We start from the raw sequence: 16,138 nt of genomic DNA on the forward strand, positions 1-16,138 counted from the left end.
ATCGAACGATATCGCCTAGGCATCGTACCTCTTATCGCGCCCCTCACCCTGCTCGAGCACCACTTGCGCCGACATCGCGTGCCCTACCTGGAGCGGCAGCATTACCTGAATCCCTATCCCGAAGCTCTCGGGCTGCGCAACGTCCTGTAGCACCCGGCGCCACAACCGCTCGAAGGGTTCGAGCGAGGCGATGGGCTCCTGGAGCCTCAAACGAGACCGCGAGGCGCTGGGAGCGCTTCCCATGGCCGCGGCGGCTTTGGAAAGGCTCCATCGGATAAGGGCCCTCCTGCCGAGGACAAGCATTACATAGGGACAAACGAGCGGATCTTTCGCTTCGCAAGCGTTATGCGGCCGCGGCCGATGAAAAACGCGAGCCGTCTGCGCCCGTCGCGTGCCCGCATCCTGCGAGCGTCGGCAGAGGCTCACGCGAGCTTGAACTTGGCGACCGCATGGTCCATTTCCGTCGCGAGTTGTCGCAGGATTTGAGCCACGTGGGTGGATTCCTCCATGGCGCGGTTATTTTCCTCCGACATTTGGGCGATCTTCTCCACGTTTTGCGCGACGTCGTTCGCCGCCGTGCTCTGCTCTTTGAGCGTGTTGGAGATATCGTTGACCACTTGCACTACCCGTGCGGAAAAGTTGCGAATTTTTTCGATGGCTTCACCGGTGCGGTTCGCCAGTTCCACCTCCTTTTCCACCTGATTCGCCCATTGGGCCATGCCGTCGACCACTTCGGCCACGCCCGCCTGAATCTCTTTGACCATTTCTCCGATCTCGTGGGTGGACCCCCCGGTGCGCTCGGCCAGCTTGCGCACTTCATCGGCCACCACGGTGAAACCCCGCCCTTGCTCGCCGGCGCGGGCCGCTTCGATCGCCGCATTGAGCGCGAGCAAGTTGATTTGGTCCGCGATTTCCTTAATCACGCCGACGATGGTGGAAATCTTGTTGGCATGCTGTCCGAGTTTGGACACGTTTTCGGAGGCGCTGCGTACCGTTTCATAGATGCTGCGAATTCCCTCCACCGTTTGCTGAATGACCTCGACTCCTTCCTCGGACGTTCGACCGGATTCGGCCGACAAATGGTGGGCATCCTTGGCCGAATCGGAGATATGGTTGATGCTGACCGTTAACTGCTCGACGGCGGCAGCCATGCTGGAAGCTGCGCTGCTTTGCTCCTGAGCGGCGGTGGCCAACTGCTGAGAGGCGCTGCTTACCCGCTCGGCGCTCTGGAGCACGTGCTCGGCGCCTTGCTTGATCTGCTGGAGCATCGCGCTCAACCGTTCCTGCATCTGCCCCAGAGCTTGGATCAGGTGGCCGATCTCGTCTCGCGAGGAGTCCTCGAGGCGCCGGCTGAAGTCGCCCTGGGCCACAGCGCTGGTCAGCGCAACGGCTTGCCCCAGGCGCTTGGCCAGGCTACGGGAAATTCCCACGGCCACGACGGTGCCTACCGCAACCGCCAGGATTCCGCCGACGGCCAGGACCAGTACCGTTTGCGACCGCGTGGCTTCTGCCTCTTGCGCCCGCTGCTTCAGGAGCTTTCTTTCCTCGTCGCTGATGTCCTTCAGCACGGCGCGCATTCCGTCCATCTGGGCTTTGTCCTTCGCTTGGGCGACGAGCGCGACGAGGTCCGCCATTCGCTGCGCGTCGTTCGACACCTGGCGCCGCAGCTCGATCGAGGGTTTGACGCTCTCGCTGATCCAGCGCTTTTTCATGGCCGAGAGCTTCTGTATCCTGTCCTGCTGCTGGGGGTTGTCCTCGGTGAGTTTGGCGATGCGACCCAGCGCCTGGGCGAACTGGGTCTCACCCAGATTCATGGGTTCCAAGAATTCCTCCTTGCCGGCGATCAAGAAGCCGCGCATGCCGGTTTCCATATTGATCAGGCTGGCGAGCAGGTGCTCCGACTCGAGCATCACTTGGTAAGTGTGATCGGTCATGGCCACGGTGGATTGTACCCGGGAGAAGTTCCGTCCCACGGTGACCACCAGGATGAGCAAGATCAGAAGAACGATTCCGAATCCGAGATACAGCTTTTGTGCAATGGTAAGAGCGCGCATGAGGCTTTTCCCTACTCGTCTAAACCGCCCGAAAATCCTCGGGTGGCGTCTCCAGAAGCAGTCCCGACCGCCGCTTCCGCCGTGCCTGATTAACGTCACCCGCGGCGTTTTCTTGAGCCGCCTGGTAGGTCCCCCTAAGATACCGAAGCGTCCGCGCGGACCGTGACCGGGAAAGCAGGCAAAATGGGCGGCTTTTCAACGATAATGCCGGCCGCCGGGGGATAGAATTCGATCGTGGGGTCGCCTTTTTTTCAGCGAACGCGCCTGGGGTAAAAGATGAGGAAGCGCAAAATTTTCTCTTCCGGCGCAAGAAAACGAGACTTTTTTGGGCGAGGGAGGGGGTCTAAAGAGCATGGCGGAGACTCGCGGTGCGACTAGGCTGCTTCGCTTCGGGCGATGACCGCCGATGGGCTCGGATAAGCAGTAAGAAGCCGTCAGTGGAAAACGGGGGGTAGATCGCCTGGGAAGATTCCTGCGGGTCGATGACCGAGCCTGTACCTCCAGGATTGACTTCGGGCCTGAGCTGGGCGTGCGTAAGGCCTCGGACCAATTCACCTGACCGTATCGGCTAGGGACGTTGGTGGACCGATGGGCGGTCGCCGTGGTCAATTTTCCGAAGAAGTAGGTTGGCCCGTTCATGTCCGAAGTGCTGGTTACCGGCTTCCCCGATGCCGAAGGCAACATCACCCTCGTCCTGTCGGAGCGGACGGTACGGAGCGGAGCGCGGCTCGTCCAGAGGCAACGCTAGGATCGCTCCTGGCGGCGGCGGTTCGTTGCGCGAGTCGAGCTCTCCCCGGCCAAAACACTGGGTTATAGTATCAATTGGGGCGGCACGACCCGAGGCCCTTCATGAAAATTGCATCGTTGAGAAACCAAGCTTTTTTCCGACGCGTGTTTCAAGCCCATCCCCTGCCCATGTGGCTCTGGGACCCAGGTACCCGGGCGGTGCTGGCGGTGAACGACGCCGCCCTACGGGCCTACGGCTACAGCCGGCGCGAGTTCCTCGCCATGAAAGCGGGAGCGTGGCGGGTGGGTAGCTCGCGCCCCAAGAGTGGCCTTGAGCGCCATCGCGGAAAAAACGGCCGCGCCTTTCAAGTTCATACGGTTTCTCGGACTTTTGCCCTGGGCGGACGTCGGGTGGTCCTGGAGATCGCCCAGGAAGCGGGACAGCTTCATCGGACCTTTGCCTTGCTTGCTGCGCGAGAGGCGGAGCTTCGGGCCACCCTTTATTCCATCGGCGACGCGGTGATTTCCACCGACACCGCCGGACGCATCACCCGCATGAACCCGGTGGCCGAGCAGCTCACCGGCTGGCGCGAGGCAGAAGCCCAAGGAAGATCGCTTAAAGAGATTTTTCCCATCTTCAACGAACACACCCGAGCGGCAGTAAGGAATCCGGTCGAGCGAGTCCTTAAGGAAGGAGTCGTGGTGGGGCTCGCCAATCACACCGTATTGGTGGCTCGGGACGGACGCGAGCTGCCCATCGCCGACGCGGCGGCACCTATTCGGGATGCGAGCGGGCGCACGACGGGCGTGGTGCTGGTATTTCGGGATCAGACGGAAGAGCGCCGCGCTGCGCGGGCGCTGCAGGAGAGCGAGGCCTATGCTCGGGCAATGGTCGAGTCCGCCCTGGACGCGGTGATCGGCATCGACCACACGGGCCGGGTCGTCGAATTCAACCCGGCGGCGGAGCGGCTGTTTGGCTACTCCCGGGCGGAGGCGATCGGCCGGGACATGGCAGAGCTCATCATCCCACCGGCGCTACGGGAGCGCCACCGGCGTGGCCTGGAGCGCCATCTCGCCACGGGCGAGAGCACTGTCCTCGGCCGCCGCCTCGAGATGCCGGCGCAGCGCAAGGACAAAGGCGAAATGCTCGTAGAGCTTGCCATCGTGCGCACCGACGTGGAAGGGCGGCCCCGCTTCACCGCCTACTTACGCAACGTTACGGAGCAGCGCAGAGCGCAGGAAGTCTTGCAGGAAAGCGAGCGGCGCTACCGCGCCTTGTTCGAGGCGAATCCTCATCCCATGTGGATCTACGATCTGGAGACGTTGCGCTTTCTTGCGGTGAACGATGCCGCTGTCGATCGCTATGGTTGGAGGCGGGAGGAATTCCTGGCCATGACCATCCGCGATATCCGTCCGCCCGAGGAGACGCCGCGGCTGCTCAGCGCGGTTGCCGAGGCGGGTCTAGGGGGCCTATACCGGTCGGGGGTCTGGCGGCACCTGCGCAAGGACGGCAGCGTCATGTTGGTGGAGGTGAGCTCTCACTATCTCGAGTTCGAGGGGAGGTCGGCGCGGGCGGTGTTGGTGAACGACGTGACCGAGCAGGTACGCGCTCGGGAAGCTCTACAGGAGAGCGAAGAGCGCTTTCGTTTATTGGCGCGGGTCACCAACGATGCTTTGTGGGATTGGGATCTAAAGAATAATACGCTATGGTGGAGCGAAGGATTCGAGGCCTTGTTTGGCTTCCGCCGCGACGAGATCGAATCCACTATCGATTCCTGGATCACCCGTATCCACCCCGACGACACGTCGCGGGTCCTGGAAGGGATATATGCGGTCATCGACGGTGACGGCCTTACCTGGTCGGACGAATATCGCTTTCTACGTAAGGATGGCTGTTATGCCCATGTCTTGGACCGGGGCTACGTGATCCGCGATGCAGCAGGGAAGCCGTTACGCATGATCGGGGGCATGACCGATTTGACCCAGCACAAAGTTGCTGAAGCGAGGATCGAGCAGCTCGCCTTCTACGATTCCCTGACCGGGCTCCCCAACCGGGCCTTGCTCTTGGACCGGCTCAAGCAGGCGCTCGCCGCTGCAGAGCGCCGCGGCGACCGGGTGGCGTTGCTGTTTCTGGACCTCAACCGTTTCAAGGAGATCAACGACACCCAAGGCCACGCCACGGGAGATGATGTGCTGCTGGAGGTGGCCCGTCGCCTAAAGGCCACGCTGCGCCAGGAGGAGACGGTGGCACGCATCGGCGGCGACGAATTCTTGGTGGTCGCCCCTGGGGCAGACCAGGCGGGGGCGATGCGCATCGCCGAGCGCATACAACAAGCCTTAGTTCAACCCCTGATAGTGCGGGGTCAGGCTTTCTCCGTGGGGGCGAGCATCGGCATTGCCTTCTATCCGGATGACGGCCGTTGTCCCGATGAGCTGCTCAAGAATACCGACATCGCCATGTATCGCGCCAAAGCGGACAAAATGAGCTGGTGTTTCTACCGGCCTGAGATGGGCAGGGGGCTCGCCCGGCGGTTGGAGATGGGGATGCGCTTGGAACAGGCGCTCAGCAGCGATGCGCTGGAACTCCACTATCAACCCCAGTTCGACCTGTATACCCGAGCCCTCACCGGCGCGGAGGTCCTGCTGCGCTGGACGGATCCCCAATGGGGAGCGCTGAGTCCCGCGGATTTCGTCCCGGTGGCCGAGGAGCGCGGTCTCATGGGGCAGCTCGGGGAATGGGTCTTGCGCTCGGCCTGCCGCCAGATGCAGATGTGGAAGGCGGCGGGCTTCGAGCTGCCCGGACGCCTGGCAGTCAACGTGGATGCCCGGCAGTTCGAGGATCTCGAATTCGTCGCCAAAGTGCGCGCCATCGTGGAGGAGGCGGGCATCGATCCCGAGGTTTTCGAGCTCGAGATCACGGAAAGCGGCGTGATGGCGGATCCAGAACGGGCGGTGGCGGTAACCGAGGCCCTGCAGGAGGCGGGTTTTGCCATCGCCATCGACGACTTCGGTACCGGCTACTCGTCCCTCGCTTATCTCAAACGCTTCGCGGTGGACACCCTCAAGATCGACATCTCTTTCGTGCGCGACATGCTCTCCGATGGGAACGATGAGGCCATCGTCAGGACCATCATCGCTATGGCTCGCAGCCTGGGGCTTGCCACCCTGGCGGAAGGCGTCGAGACCGAGGCTCAGGCGGAGCGGCTGCGGGCGCTGGGCTGCGATTTTGCGCAGGGCTTTCATTTTGGCTACCCGCAGCCGGCGGAGGCCTTCGCCGCTCGCTGGCTCGCCCGTGCCGGCGCGCCCGGTGCGCGGCGATGAGGGCCGCGGGAAATACCCGGCTCGACCGAATTGGCAACGGCGCACCCATGTCCTCATAGCCTTTAATGCCCTCCGGTGCTCACCCGACTCACCGCTAGCGCCAGGAGCAATCCATCTTTGCCTCCCGGCGCGGCCGAGAGCTAACGACCGCCACCACCAGCGCCCCGAACGGCAGGTCCACGCCCAGCTTTTGATATTTCTGGTCCCGGCCGCCGTTGATCACCGAGGCGAGAAACAGGCCCGCCGCCAGGAACGCGGTGGCGATCCATAGCAGGGCGCTCTGGAGATGCCAGGTACGGGTGAGGGCGAGGGCTGCCAGTGGGTGCCGGGCAAGGGGCTTGAAATCTTCTTCCCGTGTTTGCGGCCGAAGGAGCAGATCCAAAGAAAAGCGCCGATGCCGGCAATAAGCAACGCCACCATTCAGCGTCCAACTCTTTCCGGTTGGGCGTTTTCATTTGAGCCGCGTCTGCGCGGTGAGACTGCCTTCGGCAAAGACGGCCTGGCCTGATGTCGATCCTGGGGAGGCGGGCGGCGGATGCGCGACGAGATGCCGCTCACCGAGGTTCAGGACTTCGCGATATAACGCACGCCTTCCAATCCCTCGAAGTCGCTATCTTGGGACCACACGATGGCGTTGTACTTCCGCGCGGTGGCGAGAATGACGCTATCGGCCAACGGCAATTTCAGCTCGTGGCCCAGCTTTGCGGCGCTCAGCGCCAAGCCGGCATCGAGCTCCACAAGCTTGCCCTGCTGCATCAGGGCGACGGCCTGCAGCGCGTCGTTCTCGCCCCGCTGTTGCAGCACCCTTTTGAAGACTTCCAGCAAGCTGATCGTCGGGACGATCAAGCGCGCTACCTCTTCGATGGCTGGCGCGAAAAAGTCGGCGTTCGCTCCGTCGGCGAAATACTCCAGCCAGCCGGACGAGTCCACCAGGTTCACACGCGGTCCTTGTCGCGCGGCATGGAGGTGTCGATCCCGCGCAGAAACCCGCGCATCTTCTTGAGCTTTTTGACCGGCACGAACTCCACCCGCCCCTCGTACACCAAGACTTGAACCTGCTGCCCGGGCTGAATGCCGAGCGCCTTGCGTGCCTCCCGAGGGATCACGACCTGGTATTTCGGCGACACGGTGACGATCGTCATACGATTCTCCTATCGATGCTTTTTTCGTTAAACTTAAGCAATACCCCTTGCGCCGTCAAGCCGTTCGGATATTCGAGAAAGGAGGAAAACCGCCATGGCAGAGCCCTCGGGCGAGATCACCTGGGACGACTTCCTGCGGGTCGATCTCCGGGCCGGCACCGTCATCAAGGCGGAGCCGTTCCCGGAAGCCCGGCGCCCCGCCTACAAGCTGTGGATCGATTTCGGACCCGAGCTGGGCGTGCGCCGATCCTCGGCCCAGATCACCGAACTGTACCGGCCGGAGGAGCTGGTGGGCCGGCAGGTGGTCGCCGTGGTCAACTTCCCGAAGAAGCAGATCGGCCCGTTCATGTCCGAGGTGCTGGTCACCGGCTTTCCCGACGCCGAAGGCAACATCGTCCTGTCCCAGCCGGAGCGGCCGGTGCCGAACGGCGCGCGGCTCGCCTGACCGGGGGCGTAACGTGGGTCTATGACTTCCGCATCCTCGCGGTGCCGGCGGTGAACGACGCAGCCCTGCGCGCCTATGGCCTGCAGGCTCTTTCCGTGTCCTCGTTGCCTGCCGCCAGCGGTATGGGTTTCGGGTCCTCGCCCTCCATGGCGGCGAGGAGCCGGCGCGCCTGGTCCTGCAGACTGCGGTAGGAGTCTTCCCATTTGCCGTCCCGCGGCGTCGTCCACGCCACGCGCCGCACCAGCCCCTCGAGGGCTTGGGCATGCCGTCGCGCGCGTCGCGCCAGCGCCAGCGCGTCCTCGTATTCCTGAGCGTATACCAGCTCCACTTTCCGGTCCTGGCAGACGCCGATGCACGTCTCGGGCGCCTCGATCCTTCCGCAGCCGATGCACTGCCACGCTTTCATGGTCTCGGTCATGGCTTCAGGCCCGCTCGGCCGCCGGCCCCGTGGCGGGGATCGCCGGCCGTCGCCGGGCGAGGGTCCCCACCACAAAGGCGGCGAAGGCGAAAGCGCCGACGATGAACACCAGGTCGCCCACGGTGCGCACCCAACGCAGCGTCTCCAGGAGGGGAAGCTGCAGGAATTCTTCGCTCCTGGCGTACCACAGGCCCACTTTGAGGCTCGCCCAGAACTGGTAGAGGCCGATGGGCAGGAGGCTCGTCACGATCATGGCGGCGAGCCCCCCGTTCATCCACCAGAAGGCGGTCTTGAGGGTGGCCTCGTTCCACTGGGCCTCGGGCCGCAGGCTGCGCAGCGTGAGCAGCACCAGGCCCAGCGCCAGGAAGCCGTAGACCCCGAACAGCGCCGCGTGGCCGTGCACCGCGGTGGTGTTCAACCCCTGCAGGTAGTAGAGGGCGATGGGCGGATTGATGAGGAAGCCGAAGACCCCGGCGCCCACGAAGTTCCAGAAAGCCACCGCCACGAAGAACTTGAGGGGCCACTCGTAGCGCCGCATCCAAGGGGTGCGGTCCTTGTGGCGCCAGTTCTCGTAGGCCTCGATGCCCACCACCACCAGGGGCACCACTTCCAGGGCGCTGAACACCGCGCCGATGGCCATGATGGAGGTGGTGGTGCCCGAGAAGTAGAGGTGATGGAAGGTGCCGGGCACGCCGCCCAGCATGAACAGGGTGGCGGAGGCGAGGGACGCCCGGGCGGCGCTGGTCTTCGACACCAGGCCCATGGTCGAGAAGATGTAGGCGAGGGCCACCGTGGCGAACACCTCGAAAAAGCCTTCCACCCACAGGTGCACCACCCACCAGCGCCAGTATTCCATCACCGAGAGGTGGGTGCGGGCTCCGTAGAACAGGCCGGCGCCGTAGAACAGGCCCACCGCGAGGACCGACGCGGCGAAGAGCATCAGCAGGCTTTTCTGCTTCTCGCGCTTGAGCGCCGGCACGATCCCCCGCAGCATCAGCGCGAGCCACAGGATCAGCCCCGCGTACAGGGCGATCTGCCATACGCGTCCCAGGTCCACGTACTCGTAGCCCTGGTGGCCGAGCCAGAAGCTCACTTCCAGCTTGAGCTGCTGGTTGACGGCGAGGAACTGGCCGATGAAGGAGCCGGCGACCACCACCACCAGCGCCCCGAACAGCAGGTCCACGCCTAGCTTCTGGTATTTCGGGTCCCGGCCGCCGTTGATCACGGGGGCGAGGAACAGGCCCGCCGCCAGGAACGCGGTGGCGATCCAGAACATGGCGCTCTGGATGTGCCAGGTGCGGGTGAGGGCGTAGGGCAGCCAGCGGGAGGTCTCCAGGCCGTAGAACGCCTGGCCCTCCACGGTGTAGTGGGCGGTGAAGCCCCCGAGCAGCACCTGTAGGCCAAACAGGGCGACCACCACCACCAGGTATTTCCATAACGCCCGCTGGGAGGGCGTAAGGGCGAGGGCCGCCAGCGGGTCCCGGGCGAGGGGCTTGAAATCCTCCTCCCCGTACTTGCGGCCGAAGGACCAGCTCCAGATGAAAGCGCCGATGCCGGCGACGAGCAGCACCACCGACAGCACCGACCACAGCACGTTCTCCGCCGTCGGCACGTTGTCGATCAGGGGCTCGTGGGGCCAGTTGTTGGTGTAGGTGGCCTGCGAGCCGGGACGCGTGGTGGCGGCCGCCCAGGCGGACCAGAAGAAGAAGGCGGCGAGGTTCTGTCTGTCCTGCGGCCGCGGCAGGGTGTCCTCCTTCATGGCGTAGCTCTCCCGCGTCTTCCTGAGCTCGGGCGCGGCTCCGAAGAGGGCATCGTAGTAGCCCTGGACCTGGCGGATGGCGGCCGCCCGCCGCGGCGTGAGGGTGACCGTACCGGAGGCGGCGTCGTAGGTGTTGGCGCGGTACTCGCGCTTGAGCTCGAGCTTGAGGGCCACCTGCTGCTCCTCGGTAAGCGCCGCGTAGGGCTGGCCGTGCAGATCCCGGGCGGCGAGCTCCAGCCAGGCCGTGAGCTCCCGGTGCAGCCAGTCGGCGGTCCAGTCGGGGGCCTGGTAGGCCCCGTGGCCCCACACCGATCCGAGCTGCTGGCCGCCGGTGGACTGCCACGCGAGCTGCCCCTGCATCACGTCCTCATGGGTGAAGAGCACCGCCCCGTCCTGGACGACGAAGCGCTCGGGCACGGGCGGCGCCTGGCGGTAGACCTCGCGCCCGAAAAAGCCGAGGAGCGCGAAAGTGACGCCGAGTACCGCGATCAGCGTCAGCCAGAGTCTTTTTTCCGGGTTCATAGGGAAGAATTCTCCTTAGAAGGATCGACCGCTTCAGGCCTGCTCGATGGCCCGGGGGAACAGCACGTTGTTCTCGAGATGGATGTGCTCCATCAGGTCGCCGATCAACTGCTCGAGACCCCGGTAGCAGGCGCGCCAGGTGGTGCAGGCGTCCTCGGGAAGCGCCAAGTCATGGGCGGCTGTCCGGAGCTCCGCCAGGGCGAGGCCGTGCTGGTCGTGCTCGTAGCGCATGACGCTCACGGGGGTCGTCACTCGGTTGCCGTCCCCTTGGAGGATTAGGGGAAAGAGCACCCGCTCCTCCTTCTGCAGGTGGGACTCCAGCTCTCCTCGCAGCGCCGCGAGGCGCTCGGCGAGCCCCCGAGGGCACGCGGGGTGACGCTCGTGCACTTGCTCCACTTTGCGGGCCAGGGCGATCAGCTCCGGAAGCTGCCGGCGGTGGCGCTCATGGAAGCTTTCCACGATGTGCTCGATCAACCGCCCGAGGGGCGCGGTGCGCCAGTCGGCCCCTTGCGCCGGGTGGGCGGCGAGCCGGGACAACGCCTCGGCGAAGGCGGCCGGGTCCACGCGCCGGGCTTCGAGGGCCTGCTTGAGCGGCTCCTCGCCACCGCAGCAGAAATCGATGCGATGCTGGCGGAACAAGCGGGTCGCGCCGGGGATGGCGGCTGCCAGCTCGCCCACCGGGGTTTCCAAGTAATCCATGACCTTCTCCAGTCCTGAGGGGGTTAAGGGATTCGATTTCCTTTAAACAAGACCCGTGCCAGGAGCAAGCGATTGATTTTCATGATGTCAATCCCGAATGAGGGTTGATATGACCAAAGCGATTAATGGTTATTTCCACCCTCATGGTAAAATTTACCATTGACCGATAACGGCGGGATGAACCGTGGAACCTTTGTTGCAACTGATGTCCGACCTGGGGCGGGACCTGGCGCCCCGGCTGCGCTACCGGCGGGTGGTGCAAATCCTCAAATCCGCCTTCGAATGCGACGCCATCGGGCTCCTCAAGCTGGAGGGGGAGGTGCTACGCCCGGTGGCGGTGGAGGGGCTCGCGGAAGAGACCCTGGGGCGGCGTTTCCGCTTGGCGGATCACCCCCGGCTGCAGACGATTCTCTACGCCCACGAGCCGGTCATCTTCGAGCCGGACACGGATCTTCCCGATCCCTACGACGGCCTGGTGGAGTCCCGCACGGGCGGCCTGCACGTGCACGACTGCATGGGGGTGACCCTCTACGTGGACGGCCGCGCCTGGGGCGTGCTCACCTTCGATGCCCTCGCCCCGGGGCGCTTCACCCGGCTCGATCTGGAGCGGCTCAAGCATTTCGTGCTCCTCGCCGAGGCGAGCGTGCGCTTGGCGGAGCTTTCCGCCCAGCTCGAGGCGCTCAAGACTTTCCGCGCGGACGCGGGAGCGGCCCTGGCGTCGGTGGTGACCGCCGGACGGCAGGAACTGATCGGCCAATGCCCGGCCCTCCAGGAGCTCAAACAGGAGCTGATGCTGATCGCCGACTCGGACCTCTCGGTGCTGATCCTGGGAGAGACCGGTGTGGGCAAGGAGCTAGTGGCGCGGGAGATCCACACCCTATCCCGGCGGCGGGAGCGCCCCATGGTGCACGTGAACTGCGCCGCCCTGCCCGAAAGCCTGGCCGAGAGCGAGCTCTTCGGGCACGTCAAAGGGGCCTTCTCCGGCGCCGTCAGCCACCGGGCGGGCAAGTTCGAGGCCGCCGAGGGAGGCACCCTGTTCCTGGACGAGGTGGGGGAGCTGCCACTGCCGGTGCAGGCCAAGCTCCTGCGGGCGATTCAGCACGGCGAGGCGCAGCGGGTGGGGTCGGATGTCCCGGTCAGAATCGACGTGCGCATCGTCGCCGCCACCAACCGGGACCTGAAGGAGGCGGTGCGCCAGGGGAGGTTCCGGGCCGACCTGTACCACCGCCTGAGTGTCTATCCCGTCTTCGTGCCGCCCCTGCGGGAGCGGGGCAACGACGTGTTGCTCCTGGCGGGTCACTTCCTGGAGTTGAACCGCTCCCGCCTGGGGGTGCGCAGCCTGCGGCTCTCTCGGGACGCGGAGAAGGCCTTGCTCGCCTACGCCTGGCCGGGGAACGTGCGGGAGCTGGAACACGTGGTGAGCCGCGCCGCCCTCAAGGCCCGGGCCCGGGCCGCCAGCGCCAACGCCATCGTGACCATCGAGCGGCGGTTCCTGGATCTGGACCCGGAAGCCTCCGAGGCCCCGCCTCGGGCTGGGGAAGACGAGGAGGAGGCAGGCCCCGCGACCATGGTGCCGGGGCTTACCCTGCACGAGGCCCAGCAGCGCTTCCTGCGCCGCCACATCGAAGGGGCCCTGGCCCGCCACGGGGGCAACTGGTCCCGCACGGCGGCGAGCCTGGGGGTTGACCCCAGCAATTTGCACAAGCTCGCCCGCCGGCTCGGTCTAAAGTAAGGAGGCGCGGCGCCTGGCGGCTTGCCGCGGTTAGGCTATAACAAAATAGCAGCGAGGCGAGGATGAGGAACGGTTTGATCGCTTTCGCGACCGTAGGGGTCTTCGCGGCGGGCCCGGCCGATGTCCTGGGGCATGGGTTTGGCCATCACCCCTCTCACCACGGCCACCGGGGAGACGTCTTCGGCGCGGCGGTGCTGGGAGGGCTCTTGGGAGGCTTGATCGGCTCCGCCCTCGCCGCTCCCCGGTATTACGCCCATGAAGCGCCGCCCCGGGTGGTCATCGAGCGGCGCTATCATGTTCCGTACGATCCGCCGCGGGCCCACTCCTATGGGGGACCGTCCCGGTACTGCTATGGTCCCACCCGCTATTACGATCACGACAACGGGGAGGAGGGGACACCCCCGCGGTTGTTGGGGGACTATCCCCGCTGCGAGGATTGAGCCGACTCGCAGCCTTCTGCCCGCCCGGCCAGGATCGATCCGGGGGAGGGTCAGTCTTCATCCCGCCGGTGTGAGAAATGAATCCCCGGTGGCGGGCCCTGCCCCGGGGAGTGATTCCATATCCCATGGAGGTGGCTTATGGCAACGTACATCATCTTGAGCCGCTTTTCCCCGGAAGCCTTCAAGGACCCGAAGGATTTCAAGGCCCTCGCAGCCACCGTCTCGGAGAAAATCAGGACCGAGTGTCCCGGGGTCTCCTGGAAGGAGAGCTACGCTACCCTCGGGCGCTTCGACGCGGTGGACGTGGTGGAGGCGGCCGACGTGAAGGAGGTGGAAAGAGCCGCCATGATCATTCGCGCCTACGGCCATTCCACCACCGAGACCCTGGCGGGAACGCCTTGGAAGGAATTCCTGAACGCCCTGTGAGCCGCCCGGCGTTGCGGGCGGTGGCGGCCGGGACCAGGGTGCCTCGGCCAGCCGCTCTTCCCGTCGGTTGAGAACACCCGCCGTGCCCGATAGCGTGCGCAGAGTCGATTATTTCTCCATCCAGGTGCCCAACCGGCCGGGAGAGGCGTTCAAGGTGCTCTCGACCCTGGTGAGCGCGGGGATCAACCTGCTGGCCTGCACCGGCTACCCCCAGGGGCGCCGGGCCCAGATCGACGTGGTGCCGGAGGATTCCCGCAAGTTCATGGCGGCGGTCAGGAAGGCCGGCCTTCCTTTCATGCCCAAGAAAAGCGGCTTCCTGATCCAGGGGGAGGATCGGGCCGGGGCGCTGGCCGAGAACTTGAAAAAGCTAGCCCAGGCGGGGGTGAACGTCACGGCGGTGGACGCGGTGTCCGCGGGCCAAGGCCGCTGGGGCGCCATCTTCTGGGTGGAGCCCGAAGACGTGGCCCGCACGGCCCGGCTATTCCGCAAAAAATAATCCGGTTAGGTCTCGACACCCTCGGGCCGGAGGCGCTTGGAGTACCATAGGGGCTGGCCTCCAACCCGAACCTTCCCATGGACTTTGCCCGCTTGATCGAGCTGGGCCAGCAGCTCGCCGCCCGGATCCCGTCCGATTGGCCTCTTTTCCTGGCGCTGGCCGCCGTGATCGTGCTGGTGATCGGTTCCCACGTGCAACTGCGCCGCCATATCCGCCGGGAGGTGGAGACCCTCGCTCCGCGGGAGGATTTCTACCGGCTGGTGGACGAGCAACGGCAGGTGAACGAGGAGCTCGCCCGGATGGCCGCCAGGCTCGCCGATGCGCCTTCGCCCAAGGGCAACGATTTGGCGCTCAAGCGGGACAAGCTGGAGGAGTTGATGACTGCGGTCTACGAGCTCCTGTTCTGGCTGGACCGGGAAAAATCGGCGCGCTTGTTCAACGCCCCGGTGCGCACGGAAGAGGCGCCGGTGAAGAAGGTGATGGCCCTCGCCCGCCTGTACTTTCCCGAGCTGGACGGCGCCGCCGCCATCCTTTACTCGGTGTACAGCCGGGTGATGATCGGGCTCCTGCGCTGCGAGCTCTCCCTCGCCCAGGCGGAGGGGGATGAAAACCGGCGCCGGGAAATCCTGGGGGAATGGCAGAAACAGTACCTGGCCTTCCTTTCCGAGCTCTCGGAGGCCACCCGTGCCATGGGGACGGAATGCGCGAAGCTCGCGGGCGGCGCGGGTTGGCCTACCGCCGCTCCTGCGGTCCGGGACCTGGCCGGCGCGGAGCCCGCCATGGAGCCTCCGGTCAAGGGTAGATGAACCGTTCGCCCCCGGCGCGCAGATGAAGCCGCCCCGGCCGGAGGAAGGCGTCGGAGCGACTCGCCCGCCCTGCGGATCGAGGGTGCCGAGATGCCGTTCCCGTGGTCTAAAGTGGAGTAGGCCCTCGGGGAAGATGACGGATTCATGCCGCCGGGAGAGCAGATAGGGGATGCGAAATCCATGACCAGACGCTGGCTCCAACCCCTGGGGCGGGCCTTGGCACGCTATCTCAGCCAGCCTTTGCCCCACTACGCCCCCGCCGCCACGACGAGCCCGGCGGCGCTGCTGGCGACCCTGCGGCCCGCCGACGTCCTGCTGGTGGAAGGCAATACCCGGGTCTCCACGGCGATCAAGTACCTCACCCAATCCACCTGGTCCCACGCGGCCTTGTACGTGGGCGACGCCCTGGTGGATCACCACAACTGGGAAAACCCGCCCGTGCTGGTGGAAGTGGACATGGTGCACGGTTGCCAAGCGGTGCCCCTGTCCAAATACGCCGCCTTCCACACCCGTATCTGCCGCCCGGTGGGGTTGTCGGAACAAGACCGGCGCCGGGTGGTGGACTACGCCATCGCCCGGTTGGGGCAGGCTTACGATCTCAAGAACATGCTGGACCTGGCCCGGTACCTGTTGCCCATCCTGCCCGTGCCGAGCCGGTTCCGGCGCCAGATGCTCTCCCTGGGCAGCGGCGAGCCCACCAAGGCCATCTGCTCCACCCTGATCGCCCAGGCCTTCCAGGCGGTGGGCTATCCCATCCTGCCCCAGGTCACCCGGCGCCGCAACGGTGCGGGCAAGGCCGAGGAGGAGATCTATTCCAGCCGGCACGCGAGCCTGTACACGCCCCGGGACTTCGACATCTCCCCCTACTTTCAGGTGGTGAAGCCTGCCCTCGAACTGGGTTTCGACTACCGGGGCCTTCGCTGGGAGGGGGGTGAAGAGGGCCGAATAGAGGCGATGGAGCCCTTTACCGGCGGGTAGTCGATCGAAAAGGGGGTTGAACCCCAGGCGGCTCGGCCCCATCAAAGCGGGCAAACGGGTCGGTTCCCTCCTGGCAAACAAGCCAGCCATTAAGGCGACCTGTAAGACCCATCCGGGAGGTGCTGTCGCGGTGGAGCTCATTTTCTCCCGCAACGGCGCCTCTTTATGTCCAAG

16 protein-coding genes are annotated in these 16,138 nt (G+C 65.2%); 9 read left to right on the forward strand and 7 right to left on the reverse strand.

Annotated features, from left to right (window positions below; genetic code table 11):
• A complete protein-coding gene (locus ACTFO6_RS05305; RefSeq protein WP_439933618.1) occupies positions 1 to 150 on the forward strand; it encodes a DUF1722 domain-containing protein in 150 nt (49 codons plus the stop codon).
• A 272-nt stretch (positions 151 to 422) separates the two neighbouring features.
• Here ACTFO6_RS05305 and ACTFO6_RS05310 read toward each other — a convergent pair whose 3' ends face one another.
• Entirely contained in the window at positions 423 to 2,054 is a 1,632-nt protein-coding gene (locus tag ACTFO6_RS05310; RefSeq protein WP_439933416.1) for a methyl-accepting chemotaxis protein, read from the reverse strand.
• Between the two features lie 849 nt (positions 2,055 to 2,903).
• Here ACTFO6_RS05310 and ACTFO6_RS05315 point away from each other — a divergent pair.
• Positions 2,904 to 6,101, forward strand: a complete 3,198-nt coding sequence (locus tag ACTFO6_RS05315; protein ID WP_439933417.1) for a PAS domain S-box protein — start codon at positions 2,904 to 2,906, stop codon at positions 6,099 to 6,101.
• A 94-nt stretch (positions 6,102 to 6,195) separates the two neighbouring features.
• Here ACTFO6_RS05315 and ACTFO6_RS05320 read toward each other — a convergent pair whose 3' ends face one another.
• The 3 genes from ACTFO6_RS05320 to ACTFO6_RS05330 all read right to left on the reverse strand — a co-directional run bounded on the left by ACTFO6_RS05320 (position 6,196) and on the right by ACTFO6_RS05330 (position 7,243).
• The gene (locus tag ACTFO6_RS05320; protein ID WP_439933628.1) at positions 6,196 to 6,483 is read right to left on the reverse strand and encodes a hypothetical protein; all 288 of its coding nucleotides are present in this window, start codon (positions 6,481 to 6,483) and stop codon (positions 6,196 to 6,198) included.
• Between the two features lie 182 nt (positions 6,484 to 6,665).
• Positions 6,666 to 7,040 carry a type II toxin-antitoxin system VapC family toxin gene (locus tag ACTFO6_RS05325; RefSeq protein ID WP_439933418.1) on the reverse strand — a complete coding sequence of 125 codons (375 nt, stop codon included), beginning with the start codon at positions 7,038 to 7,040 and terminating at the stop codon, positions 6,666 to 6,668.
• Positions 7,037 to 7,243, reverse strand: coding sequence for an AbrB/MazE/SpoVT family DNA-binding domain-containing protein (locus ACTFO6_RS05330; protein WP_439933419.1), 207 nt, complete (start codon positions 7,241 to 7,243; stop codon positions 7,037 to 7,039). Before ACTFO6_RS05330 ends, ACTFO6_RS05325 begins: the two co-directional genes overlap by 4 nt.
• Positions 7,244 to 7,337: 94 nt before the next feature.
• Here ACTFO6_RS05330 and ACTFO6_RS05335 point away from each other — a divergent pair, with 94 nt between their 5' ends.
• Positions 7,338 to 7,688, forward strand: coding sequence for a tRNA-binding protein (locus ACTFO6_RS05335; RefSeq protein WP_439933420.1), 351 nt, complete (start codon positions 7,338 to 7,340; stop codon positions 7,686 to 7,688).
• 73 nt (positions 7,689 to 7,761) lie between these two features.
• Here ACTFO6_RS05335 and ACTFO6_RS05340 read toward each other — a convergent pair whose 3' ends face one another.
• From ACTFO6_RS05340 to ytfE, 3 genes are read right to left on the reverse strand one after another with little or no spacing between them, the layout of a single operon-like run.
• The gene (locus ACTFO6_RS05340; RefSeq protein WP_439933421.1) at positions 7,762 to 8,106 is read right to left on the reverse strand and encodes a hypothetical protein; all 345 of its coding nucleotides are present in this window, start codon (positions 8,104 to 8,106) and stop codon (positions 7,762 to 7,764) included.
• Between the two features lie 4 nt (positions 8,107 to 8,110).
• On the reverse strand, positions 8,111 to 10,387 hold the full coding sequence (locus ACTFO6_RS05345) for a nitric-oxide reductase large subunit (protein ID WP_439933422.1): 2,277 nt from the start codon (positions 10,385 to 10,387) through the stop codon (positions 8,111 to 8,113).
• A 33-nt stretch (positions 10,388 to 10,420) separates the two neighbouring features.
• Positions 10,421 to 11,086: an iron-sulfur cluster repair protein YtfE gene (gene ytfE, locus ACTFO6_RS05350; protein WP_439933423.1), complete on the reverse strand. Its 666-nt coding sequence runs from the start codon at positions 11,084 to 11,086 to the stop codon at positions 10,421 to 10,423.
• A gap of 184 nt (positions 11,087 to 11,270) precedes the next feature.
• Between ytfE and norR the strand changes: the two genes are divergently transcribed.
• From norR to ACTFO6_RS05380, 6 genes are all read left to right on the forward strand, one after another.
• Positions 11,271 to 12,818 carry a nitric oxide reductase transcriptional regulator NorR gene (gene norR / locus ACTFO6_RS05355; protein ID WP_439933424.1) on the forward strand — a complete coding sequence of 516 codons (1,548 nt, stop codon included), beginning with the start codon at positions 11,271 to 11,273 and terminating at the stop codon, positions 12,816 to 12,818.
• 74 nt (positions 12,819 to 12,892) lie between these two features.
• Positions 12,893 to 13,258: a hypothetical protein gene (locus ACTFO6_RS05360; protein WP_439933425.1), complete on the forward strand. Its 366-nt coding sequence runs from the start codon at positions 12,893 to 12,895 to the stop codon at positions 13,256 to 13,258.
• Positions 13,259 to 13,396: 138 nt separating this feature from the next.
• A complete protein-coding gene (locus ACTFO6_RS05365) occupies positions 13,397 to 13,684 on the forward strand; it encodes a GYD domain-containing protein (RefSeq protein WP_439933426.1) in 288 nt (95 codons plus the stop codon).
• 94 nt (positions 13,685 to 13,778) lie between these two features.
• Positions 13,779 to 14,180, forward strand: a complete 402-nt coding sequence (locus ACTFO6_RS05370; protein WP_439933427.1) for a hypothetical protein — start codon at positions 13,779 to 13,781, stop codon at positions 14,178 to 14,180.
• Positions 14,181 to 14,257: 77 nt separating this feature from the next.
• Positions 14,258 to 14,986: a hypothetical protein gene (locus ACTFO6_RS05375; RefSeq protein ID WP_439933428.1), complete on the forward strand. Its 729-nt coding sequence runs from the start codon at positions 14,258 to 14,260 to the stop codon at positions 14,984 to 14,986.
• A gap of 180 nt (positions 14,987 to 15,166) precedes the next feature.
• Positions 15,167 to 15,964, forward strand: coding sequence for a YiiX/YebB-like N1pC/P60 family cysteine hydrolase (locus ACTFO6_RS05380; protein WP_439933429.1), 798 nt, complete (start codon positions 15,167 to 15,169; stop codon positions 15,962 to 15,964).
• Positions 15,965 to 16,138: the final 174 nt, after the last annotated feature.

Source organism: Pelomicrobium sp. G1, from assembly GCF_051905455.1.
GTDB lineage: Bacteria > Pseudomonadota > Gammaproteobacteria > Burkholderiales > UBA6910 > Pelomicrobium.